Source organism: Xanthomonas sp. SHU 199 (assembly GCF_000364665.1).
Taxonomy (GTDB): Bacteria; Pseudomonadota; Gammaproteobacteria; order Xanthomonadales; family Xanthomonadaceae; genus Xanthomonas_A; species Xanthomonas_A sontii.
Window position 1 is genome coordinate 1 of record NZ_AQOI01000370.1, and the last position, 10,331, is coordinate 10,331.

The 10,331-nt window shown below is 70.4% G+C and carries 6 protein-coding genes; 4 read left to right on the forward strand and 2 right to left on the reverse strand.

The annotated features are described in order from the left end of the window. The 4 genes from D183_RS0112505 to D183_RS0112520 all read left to right on the forward strand — a co-directional run. Positions 1–2,443: efflux RND transporter permease subunit (locus D183_RS0112505; RefSeq protein ID WP_017909289.1), on the forward strand; the 2,443-nt coding region annotated here is incomplete at its 5' end. Further along, on the forward strand, positions 2,440–3,882 hold the full coding sequence (locus tag D183_RS0112510) for an efflux transporter outer membrane subunit (RefSeq protein WP_017909290.1): 1,443 nt from the start codon (positions 2,440–2,442) through the stop codon (positions 3,880–3,882). The genes D183_RS0112505 and D183_RS0112510, both read left to right, overlap by 4 nt. 616 nt (positions 3,883–4,498) lie before the next feature. Continuing rightward, positions 4,499–5,356, forward strand: coding sequence for a PA4780 family RIO1-like protein kinase (locus tag D183_RS0112515; RefSeq protein WP_017909291.1), 858 nt, complete (start codon positions 4,499–4,501; stop codon positions 5,354–5,356). Between the two features lie 270 nt (positions 5,357–5,626). Then, the gene (locus D183_RS0112520) at positions 5,627–6,586 is read left to right on the forward strand and encodes an alpha/beta hydrolase (RefSeq protein ID WP_017909292.1); all 960 of its coding nucleotides are present in this window, start codon (positions 5,627–5,629) and stop codon (positions 6,584–6,586) included. Between the two features lie 252 nt (positions 6,587–6,838). On the opposite strand, the gene D183_RS0112525 is transcribed toward D183_RS0112520, so the two are convergent. Further along, positions 6,839–7,708, reverse strand: coding sequence for a nucleotidyltransferase domain-containing protein (locus D183_RS0112525; protein WP_232757269.1), 870 nt, complete (start codon positions 7,706–7,708; stop codon positions 6,839–6,841). Further along, positions 7,708–9,597, reverse strand: coding sequence for a tRNA uridine-5-carboxymethylaminomethyl(34) synthesis enzyme MnmG (mnmG, locus tag D183_RS0112530; protein WP_026144423.1), 1,890 nt, complete (start codon positions 9,595–9,597; stop codon positions 7,708–7,710). Before mnmG ends, D183_RS0112525 begins: the two co-directional genes overlap by 1 nt. Between the last annotated feature and the right edge of the window lie 734 nt (positions 9,598–10,331).

Consider the following 10,331-nt stretch of genomic DNA (forward strand, 5'->3'; position numbering starts at 1 on the left):
CCTGGACGCTACCGTAACCACCCGCAGCCGCCTGCAGACCCCGGCGCAGTTCGGCGCGATCGTGCTCAAGAGCGATGCCAGCGGCGCCGCCGTGCACCTGTCGGACGTGGCCAGGATCGGCCTGGGCCCGGAGACCTACGACAGCATCACCCGCTTCAACGGCAAGCCCTCGGCCTCGCTGGGCATCGAGCTCAACTCCGACGCCAACGCGGTGGAGACTTCCAAGGCCATCGACCAGCGCCTGCAGGAACTCAAGCAGTACTGGCCGCACGGCTTCAACTACCACATCGCCTTCAGCACCACGCCGTTCGTCACCACCTCGATCAAGGAAGTGGTCATCACCCTGATCGAGGCGGTGCTACTGGTCGTGGCGGTGATGTACCTGTTCCTGCAGAACTGGCGCGCCACGCTGATCCCGACCATCGCCGTGCCGGTGGTGCTGATGGGCACCTTCGGCGTGCTCGCCGCGTTCGGCTACTCGATCAACACCCTGACCATGTTCGCGATGGTGCTGGCGATCGGCCTGTTGGTCGACGACGCCATCGTGGTGGTGGAGAACGTGGAGCGGGTGATGGGCCAGGAAGGCCTGCCGCCGAAGGAAGCCACGCTGCGCTCGATGCAGCAGATCGGCGGCGCCCTGGTCGGCATCGTGCTGGTGCTGACCGCGGTGTTCGTGCCGATGGCGTTCTTCAACGGCGTCACCGGCGTGATCTACCGGCAGTTCTCCATCACCATCGCCGCCTCGATGATCCTGTCGGTGCTGGTGGCGATGACCCTGACCCCGGCGCTGTGCGTGACCATCCTCAAGCCGCTGCACCAGGGCGAGGCGCCGATCGGCTCGCACGGGCGCCTGGGCTGGTTCTTCATCTGGTTCAACACCCGCTTCCGGCACCTGTCCGAGCGCTACCGCACGCTGGTCGAACGGGTGCTGGGCAAGCGCGCGCTGGGCCTGCTCGCCTATGCGCTGCTGATCGCGGTCACCGGCCTGCTGCTGTGGCGCCTGCCCGGTGCGTTCCTGCCCGACGAGGACGAAGGCATGCTCAACGTGCTGGTCAAATTGCCGGCCGGCTCCACCCTGGAGCAGACCCTGGCGGTGACCGACCGGCTGACCAAGGCCGCGCTGAAGGATCCGGGCGTGCGCTCGGTGCTGTCCTCGGCCGGCTTCAGCGTCACTGGCGCCGGCCAGAACGTCGGCATGGCCTTCGTGCGGCTGAAGGACTGGGACGACCGCGACGACGATGCCGCGACCATCGCCGACCATCTGAACAAGGCGCTGGCCGACGTGCCCGACGCGGAACTGTTCGTGACCTCGCCGCCGGCGATCACCGGCCTCGGCGACGCCTCCGGCTTCACCTTCGAACTGATGGACTACGAAGGCGCCGGCCATGCCGCCCTGGTCGCCGCGCGCGACAAGCTGCTGCGGCTGGCCCAGCACGATCCCAAGCTGATGAACGTGCGCTACGCCAGCCTGGAAGACGCGCCGGTGTACGCGGTCAAGATCGACGACGCCAAGGCGCAGGCGCTGGGCGTGGACCCGGGCGACATCAACGCCACGCTCAACAGCGCGCTCGGCGGCGACTTCGTCAACAACTTCATCTACAAGGGCCGCATCAAGAAGGTCTACGTGCAGGGCGACGCCGACGCACGCATGGCGCCGCAGGACCTGGACCGCTGGACGGTGCGCAACGGCGGCGGCGACATGGTGCCGATGTCGGCGTTCACCCGCTCGCACTGGACCAGCGCACCGGCCGCGCTGGAACGCTACAACGGCGTGTCGGCGATGGAGCTGACCGGCCAGGCGGTGCCCGGGGTCAGCTCCGGCGCGGCGATGGACGCGATGGCCGAACTCAGCAAGCAGTTGCCGCACGGCTTCGGCTACGCGTGGTCGGACATGGCCTACCAGGAAAAGCTGTCGGCCAACCAGGCGCCGGCGCTGTATGCGATCTCGCTGCTGTTCGTGTTCCTGTGCCTGGTGGCGCTGTACGAGAGCTGGTCGATTCCGTTCGCGGTGATGCTGGCGGTGCCGGTGGGCGTGTTCGGCGCGGTGCTGCTGATGACCCTGCGCGGGCTGGAGAACGACGTGTACTTCCAGGTCGGCCTGCTGACCACGGTGGGCCTGGCGGCGAAGAACGGCATCCTCATCGTCGAGTTCGCGCGCGACCTCGAACACCGCGGCGAAAGCCTGCTCGCCGCCACCCTGCACGCGGTGCAGATGCGCCTGCGGCCGATCCTGATGACCTCGCTGGCGTTCCTGCTCGGCGTGCTGCCGCTGGTGTTCAGCAAGGGCGCCGGCTCGGCCGCGCGCCACTCGCTGGGCACCGGCGTCACCGGCGGCACCCTGGCCTCGATCACCCTGGGCCTGTTCTTCGTGCCGCTGTTCTACGTGATCGTGCGCCGGATGTTCCCCGGACCGGCGGTCGCCAAGCCGGAGGCGCAGGCATGAGCGCGTTGACCCGCATGAGCGTGGCGGTGGCCACGCTGCTGGCCCTGTCCGGCTGCACCCTGGCGCCCACCTACGTACGCCCGGCGGCACCCGTGCCGGCCGACCTGGCCGCGGTCGACGCGGCGCCCGCCGCGGGCGCCGCCACCGACACGCTGGCGATGCCGGACTGGCAGCAGGTGTTCCTGGATCCGCGGCTGCGCCAGACCATCGCGTTGGCCTTGCAGAACAACCGCGACCTGCGCGTGGCGGTGCTGTCCATCGACAAGGCACGCGCGCAGTACCGCCTCCAGCGCGCCGCGCAACTGCCGTCGTTCGACGCCAACGCCAGCATGAGCCGCAGCCGCAGCAGCGCCGCCAGCAACGACGACGGCGTCTCCCAGGTCAGCACCAGCGACACCCTGCAGGTCGGGCTCAGCAGCTGGCAGCTGGATCTGTTCGGGCAACTGCGCAGTCTCAAGCAGGAAGCCCTGCAGAACTGGCTGTCCAGTGCGGAAAACCAGCGCAACGTGCGCCTGACCCTGGTTGCCCAGGTCGCCGCGGCGTGGCTGACCGTGGGCGCGGACCAGGCGCAACTGGCGCTGGCGCAGCAGACCCTGGACAGCCAGGCGCAGACCCTGCAACTGACCGAGCGCCGCCACAGCATCGGCAGCGCGTCCGGGCTGGACCTGGCGCAGCAGCAGACCAGCGTGGAGTCGGCGCGCGTGGCCGTCGCCAGCGCCGCCACCCAGCTGGCGCAGGCGCGCGATGCGCTGCAACTGCTGGTCGGCGCGCCGGTGGACGCAGCGCTGCTGCCGACCGCGCAGGCGATGCAGGACAGCGTGGCGCTGGCGCCGCTGCCGGCGCACCTGTCCTCGACGGTGCTGCTGCAGCGCCCGGACGTGCTCGCCGCCGAGCACACCTTGCAGGCGGCCAACGCCGACATCGGCGCCGCACGCGCGGCGTTCTTCCCGTCGCTGAGCCTGACCGCGTCCACCGGGCGCAGCAGCGATGCGCTGTCCACGCTGTTCTCCGCCGGCAGCCGCACCTGGTCGTTCGTGCCCAGCATCACCGCGCCGATCTTCCACGCCGGCGCGCTGAAGGCCTCGCTGGACGCCTCCAAGCTCGGCAAGGACATCGCCGTGGCGCAGTACGAGAAGGCGATCCAGTCGGCCTTCGCCGAAGTGGCCGACGCCCTGGCCACGCGCGACCACCTGCAGGCGCAGCTGACCGCGCAGCAGGCCCTGGTCGACGCCAGCCAGCGCAGCTACACCCTGGCCGACGCGCGCTACCGCGCCGGCCTGGACGGCCACCTGCCGGTGCTGGATGCGCAACGCTCGCTGTTCGCCGCGCAGCAGGCGCTGATCGCACTGCGCCTGCAGGACGCCAGCAACCGCGTCACCCTGTACCAGGTGCTCGGCGGTGGTGCCGACGCCCAGGCCCAGGTCGCTGCCTCGCCCTGAGCCGGAACCGAGACAGCGCGAGGCCGGGCCTGGGCTGGCCTGAGGCCAGCCCTGAGGCAGGCCTGAGCGTGCAGAAGCGTCGCCACGCACGACGCTCTTCTGTGGGAGGGACTTCAGTCCCGACGCGATGGACTCGGACGGCGGTTCAACCATCGACCCAGACGAGGCCCTATGCGACATCCCCGTGGCAACCAACACGGCAGCCGCCGTACCGCCGTCTTCATGACGGAACCTGACCGTGCGCAAGCATGCGACGCCCTGTTTCCCAGTGCGGGAGGCGCTTCCTGTGGGAGGGACTTCAGTCCCGACGCGACGGCAGTCGAACGCCTATCCAACCATCCACCCAGGCAACGCCTCGCGCGCGTCCTCGCCGCACACAACACGACAGCCCTGCGCCACCGTCTCGAAAGCTGAACGCGGCGGTACACCTCGGCGGCCGTCGTAGACAAATGCCGGGCGCCGCTGCGACGCCTAATCGTTCGTCGCACAGGCCGCAAGCCGCTCCGTACGTATCTCCGGCGCGTTGGCGACACCGTCGGCGCCGCACCGGCACGCCGGGCGCCACGCCAGCCTTGGGCCATAATCGCGGCGACTCACTCCAGGTACGCCGCACCCGATGAAGATCCCCCCGAGCCTGCAGCCGCTGATCGACGATGGCGTCATCGACGGCGTGTTGCGCCCGCTCAAGAGCGGCAAGGAGGCCGCGGTCTACGTGGTCCAGGCCGGCGACGACGTGCTCTGCGCCAAGGTCTACAAGGACATGGCGCAGCGCAGCTTCCAGGCCCGCGTGCAGTACCAGGAAGGGCGCAAGGTGCGTGGCAGCCGCCAGGCGCGGGCGATCGGCAAGGCCAGCAAGTTCGGCCGCCGCGAGCAGGAAGCCGCGTGGAAGGACACCGAGGCCAACACTCTGTACCAGCTGGTGGACGCCGGCGTGCACGTGCCGCAGCCGCGCGGCTACTTCCACGGCGTGCTGCTGATGGACCTGGTCACCGACGCCGACGGGCAGAGCGCGCCACGCCTGGGCGAGGTGGAACTGGAACCGGAGCAGGCGCGCGCCTTCCACACGCAGCTGGTCGGCGACGTGGTGAAGATGCTGTGCCTGGGCCTGGTCCACGGCGACCTGTCCGAATACAACGTGCTGGTCGCCGCCGATGGTCCGGTGGTGATCGATTTCCCGCAGGTGGTCAGCGCCGCCGGCAACAACGCCGCCCGCAGCATGCTGCTGCGCGACGTGCACAACCTGCGCGACTGCCTGGGCCGCTTCGCGCCCGAGCTCAACGCCACCCACTACGGCGAGGAGATGTGGGCGCTGTACGAGAAGGGCACACTGCGCCCGGACAGCGCGCTCACCGGCCGCTTCACCTTCGACACCCGCCGCGCCGACGTGCGCGCGGTGCGCGCCTCGATCGAGGACGCGCGGCAGGAAGCCATCATCCGCCAGCAGGGCCGCGAAGCCGCCGCGCAGGACGACTGAGCCGCGTTCCGGCGCGCAGCGCGCAAGTCCATGCTGCGCCGCAATGTGGCGGCGACGCGTGCGCGCCCGGTCGCCAGTGCGAGCCCCAAGCCGCGCAACGCCTCGCCGCGCCTGCATTGCACGCGCATCCGCGCCGTGACGATCGGCCGCCTGCCGCTGACCCGTCGGCTACCGCGCATCGGCGTTCCGGTTCGCTTATTTGCGGAAATGGTTATTGAGCATAACAATCCGCTCGACGCCGCTTGCGCAGCCGCCCCGGGAGGGCCACCCATGTATTTCGATCCAGACGTCGTGCGTTTCTTCGCCCAGGCACAGCAGTCCGGGCAGCCGCCGATGGAGGAACTGCCCTTGCCCCAGGCGCGGGCGATGATGCGCGGCGTCGCCGCGCAATTCGGTTTCCCGCGCGTGGAGATGGCCGAGGTCCGCGACCTGCAGGCACCGGGCCCGGCCGCGCCGATTCCGCTGCGCCTGTACCGCCCGCACGGCCTCGACGGCGGTCCGGCCCCCACTTGCCTCTATGCACACGGCGGCGGTGGCGTGGTCGGCGACCTCGATTCGCACGACGACGTGTGCCGGCAACTGGCCGCGCGTGCCGGCTGCCAGGTGCTGGCGGTGGACTACCGGCTGGCGCCCGAACATCCGGCGCCGGCCGGCATCGAGGACGTGATCGCGGTGGTGCACTGGGTGGCCGCGCACCCGGCCGAGGTCGGTGCCGATCCGCAGCGCCTGGCCGTCGCCGGCGACAGCATGGGCGGCGCCCTGGCGGCCAGCGCCGCGCTGGCCGCGCGCGATGCCGGCATCGCCCTGCGCTGCCAGATCCTGATCTATCCGCTGACCAACCTGCGGGCGGACAATCCCTTCCCCTCGCGCGTGCACAACGCCGGCATCCCGCCGCTGACCGAAGCGGCGATGCGCTACTTCGACCGTCAGTACCTGCCCGACCCGTCGCTGGGGTCGGACTGGCGCATCTCGCCGGTGGTCGCGCCGGACGTGGCCGGCGTCGCTCCGGCGCTGGTGGTGCTCGCCGACCGCGACGCGCTGCACGACGAAGGCCTGCACTACGCGCAGCGCCTGCGCGAAGCCGGCGTGGAAACCCTGGTGCGCGTCCACCCCGGCATGATCCACGGCTTCATCAACATGGGCAGGGTGATGCGCGCGGCCGGCGAAACCCTGGACCTGGCCGCGCTGCTGCTGCGCCAGCGGCTGCTGCCGGTGGCCGCGCAGGAATAAGCCAAACCGCAGCGCGTCCCACGCCCCGGCAATCGTCGCCCGTGGTGGCGCGCGCTGCTCCGCCCGCCGCACTGCACCCGTCGCATCCGTCGTAGGTGCGGCTTCAGCCGCGACAGGGCATTGCCGATGTGCGCTCCCGGTCGCGGCTGAAGCCGCTCCTGCGTGCGCTGGACGCTTTGCTCACATCGACCGAGCGCAACGCACCCGCCGCAGATCTGCAGGCTGACACGCAGCCCGTCTGCTGTGACGCCCTCAGCGCGGGGTGGCGGCGCGGAGCAACTGCCGGAAGGCGTCGTCCAGCGCGCGCTGGTCGCCGCTGCCGGCGGGCAGTTGCGGGGCGCCTGCTTCCATCCTGTCCAGTTCCGCGTCCAGGAAATCGCTGATCGCCGGAATCCGCGGGCCGTCTTCGACTTCGGCCGATGCGCGTTTCTTGTCCAGCAAGGCATCGATCGCCTCGCGCAGGGCGCCAGAGGGAACCAGGGCGTCCAGCAGCGAGGCGAAGGCCATCGGCGGCATGCCGTGCCCACGCTCGATCCACTGGCAGGCCAGCACCGGCCGCAACACGTACAAATACTTCTTGGTGCGGATGCGCTCGCCGCGCAGATAGCCGCGGTAGTTGCCCTTGGCCATGTTGAAGTAATGCCACCAGGTCGCCACCGGCGAATAGAAGCGCTCGGCCATCTCCCGCAGCGTCGCCACGGCCGCCGCATCCTGCCGGTACACCACCGGCGACTGCAGCCACTCCAGCAAGGTCGGGTTGGATTTGGACACCAGGCGCAAGGCCTTGCGCAGATCCCAGCCGCTGACGTCCAGGTCGCTGTCGATCGGCAACTCGATCACGTCGCGCTGCGGTTCGCCAGGCCCGGTCCGTTCGTTGACGGTGAGGTACCAGTCCGGCCGATGCACATAGACGAAGCGCGCGTCGTAGTCGCTGTCGGGCGAGGAAAAGCCCCAGCCGCGGCTGCCAGATTCGCAGGCCAGCAGGATGCGGACGTCGTGGCGCTGTTCGATGTCCTGCAGCGCGGCGAGCACGGCAGCGCGCTTGTCGGCGGCGATCGGGTGGATCGCCATGTCGGGCGAGGCGGAGGGCGCGGTCGCTGCAACGTCGATCGAATGCGCCATCACGCCACCCGGCTGCGGCGCGCGCGTTCCAGGTGCACCAGCAGCAGCGAGATCGCCGCCGGGGTCATGCCGGGGATGCGCTGCGCCTGGCCCACGGTCTGCGGGCACACGCGCTCGAGCTTCTGCTGTACTTCGGCCGACAGCCCGCGCACCTGCGCGTAGTCGAAGGCGGGCGGGATCGGGGTGTCCTCGTGGCGCTGCTGGCGGGCGATCTCGTCGCGCTGGCGGTCCAGGTAGCCGGCGTACTTGATGCCGATCTCCACCTGCTCGGCCACCTGCGCGTCGGCCACGCCCGGGCCCAGCGAGGGCACCCGCATCAGCGCGGCGTAGTCCAGTTCCGGGCGCTTGATCAGGTCCAGCACGGTGGTCTCGCGGCTCACCGCCACGCCCAGCGTCGCCGCGACCTCGCGGCCCAGCGCGTTGCCCGGCGTGGCCCACAGCGCACGCAGGCGCTCGTTCTCGCGCGCCACCGCCTCCTGCTTGGCCTGAAAGCGCGCCCAGCGCGTTTCGTCGACGATGCCCAACTCGTGGCCGATGCCGGTCAGGCGCGCGTCGGCGTTGTCCTCGCGCAGTTGCAGCCGGTATTCGGCGCGGCTGGTGAACATGCGGTACGGCTCGCTGGTGCCGTGGGTGATCAGGTCGTCGATCAGCACGCCGATGTAGGCCTGGTCGCGGCGCGGCGACCATGGTTCCAGCCCGAGCACCTGGCGCGCGGCGTTGAGGCCGGCGATCAGGCCCTGCGCGGCGGCTTCCTCGTAGCCGGTGGTGCCGTTGATCTGGCCGGCGAAGAACAGCCCGGGCATGGCCTTGGTCTCCAGCGAGGCCTTGAGCCCGCGCGGGTCGAAGAAGTCGTACTCGATGGCGTAGCCGGGGCGGGTGATGTGCGCGCGCTCGAAGCCGCGGATCGAGCGCACCAGCTCCAGCTGCACGTCGAACGGCAGCGAGGTGGAGATGCCGTTGGGGTAGATCTCGACCACGTCCAGGCCTTCCGGCTCGACGAAGATCTGGTGGCTGGCCTTCTCGGCGAAGCGCACCACCTTGTCCTCGATCGAGGGGCAGTAGCGCGGGCCGATGCCTTCGATCTGGCCGGTGTACAGCGGCGAGCGGTCCAGCGCGCCGCGGATGATGGCGTGGGTGCGCTCGGTGGTGTGGGTGATCCAGCACGAGACCTGGCGCGGATGCTGCGCCACCTCGCCCAGGAACGACATCACCGGCAGCGGATCGTCGCCGGGCTGTTCCTCCATCGCCGCGTAGTCCAGACTGCGCCCGTCGATGCGCGGCGGGGTGCCGGTCTTGAGCCGGTCCACGCCGAAGCGGCCGTCGCGCAGCGCCTGCGCCAGCGCGGTGGCCGGCGGATCGCAGGCGCGGCCGCCGGCGTACTGGGTCTGGCCGATGTGGATCTTGCCGGCCAGGAAGGTGCCGGCGGTCAGCACCACCGCCGCGGCCTCGAAGCGCAGCCCGGTCTGGGTCAGCACGCCGCGCACGCGCTCGCCGTCCATCACCAGGTCGTCCACCGCGGCCTGGAATACGGTCAGGTTCGGCTGCGCCTCGACCAGGCGCCGGATCGCGCTGCGGTACAGGCTGCGGTCGGCCTGGCAGCGGGTCGCACGCACCGCCGGGCCCTTGGAGGCATTGAGGGTCCGCCACTGGATGCCGGCCAGATCCGCGGCGTGGGCCATCGCCCCGCCCAGCGCGTCGATCTCCTTGACCAGGTGGCCCTTGCCGATGCCACCGATCGCCGGGTTGCAGCTCATCGCCCCCACCGTCTCCACGTTGTGGGTCAGCAGCAGGGTGCGCGCGCCGGCACGCGCGGACGCCAGCGCCGCCTCGGTGCCGGCATGGCCGCCGCCGATCACGATCACGTCATGGCGGTAGAAGGAATCGCTCATCGGGGTCTCGTCGGCCGGCGCGGGGCCGGCGGCAGGGGGCGACACGGGACGTCGCCCGGGGTGTGAACAGGAATTTTAGCGGTTGCATCACAAATTGCGGATCCGGGCCTCAAGTTGGCACGCAATCTGCAGATATTCCCACTGCACCCAACGTGGCAATGCGTCAGGGGCGTATGACTGGAATTGGAACAGGGGCCAGTCACGCGCACGTTGGGGGAGCTGGGGGCCGGTAGTCGGGGGACTACCGGCCCTTTTTTATGCCCGTCTTTCCGGCGGTCGCCGGCGCCACGCCAGCAATGGCAAGGCCCCAACGCGAAAAGCCCCGGCGGACCGGGGCTTTTCGTTGTGAGGCGCCGACGCCCGACAGGGCCGGAACAGGGGGGATCCAGATTTCCCTGTCGGACATCGACATAGACGGTGGGGTCGACCCCTTCGGGTCATAAAGCGACGCAGGCGGTCACCCCGTAAGACGTAGAGTGCGTGCTGGAACAGGCGAACGCAAGCCCTTTCTTAGGGTTCGAGTGTGCGACGTGTCCCATTGCTGCGACCCATATTGCCGGGGCGCGGCGCCGGCGGGCGCTGCATGCCCTCGGGCCGCTGCATCGCCGGCCGGGCCGGCTGCATCGATTGCGGCCGCGGTGCCGAATTGAGCGCGTCCGGACGCCGCAGGCGGTCCATGTCGCGCCACGGCGTCGGTACCCGACCACCCACGCTGGGCGGCGGCGACGGCGGCC